1 protein-coding gene is annotated in these 713 nt (G+C 45.2%); it reads right to left on the bottom strand.

All coding sequences use genetic code 11. The features are described 5' to 3' along the window. Window positions 1-713: HAMP domain-containing sensor histidine kinase (locus A3763_RS25650; RefSeq protein WP_156495337.1), on the bottom strand; the 713-nt coding region annotated here is incomplete at both ends.

The raw sequence follows: 713 nt of genomic DNA, 5'->3' as shown, positions 1-713 counted from the left end.
TTCATTCATTTTTCCTTCGGTAATCGTTGGCCCATCATTCTCGACCTCAATCAAGGTTTCTAAGTCGTTATCGATCAAGCGAAGGCATACCTTGCCGTCATCTGAACAAAAACCAAAGGCGTTATCCAGAAGTTTATCGAGTAGTTGTTCGAGCCTAGAGCTTTCCGCCATCACCCACACCACTTTATTGGGTTGTTCGGTTCGTAGGCCCTCCCAGGATGAGCAGTAATCTTCTAAAAACTCGCTTAGGTTCAGGCTTGCTAAATGTTCATTTTGCAATGCATTTTCAAGGCTAGCCGCTTCAGTGAGCTGTTGTGAGATCTTGCTTATTTGATCAACCCCGGCATCGAGTTTTTTAACATAAGTATTATCTTTTAGTTCAGGCCTGTCATCGATTAGGTTCTCTAGCGAGGTTCTGAGCTTGTTAAGTGGGTTGGAAATCTCGTGGCGAAGTGTTTGTGGCATGCGTTCTAAAAACTGCGTATAGGATTGTTGCTGCTTAAGCAAGCTGCTGATGCTGCGTGACAAGTCCCCCAATTCATCGGGTGCTGTTTTACTAGAGATATTGTCAGTGCTGATGATTCGGCCTTGCCCGTCAATAGCATTGTGGGCACTGTGGCTTAATTTGGTGATGCGTTGGGCCAGAATGAGGGCATAGATAAACATCAGTGCGATGATCAGGGCAATGATAGCGCCGGTTTTAATTGCAATAG

This window comes from Oleiphilus sp. HI0128 (assembly GCF_001635365.1).
This window is presented reverse-complemented; position numbering and strand designations above follow the sequence as displayed.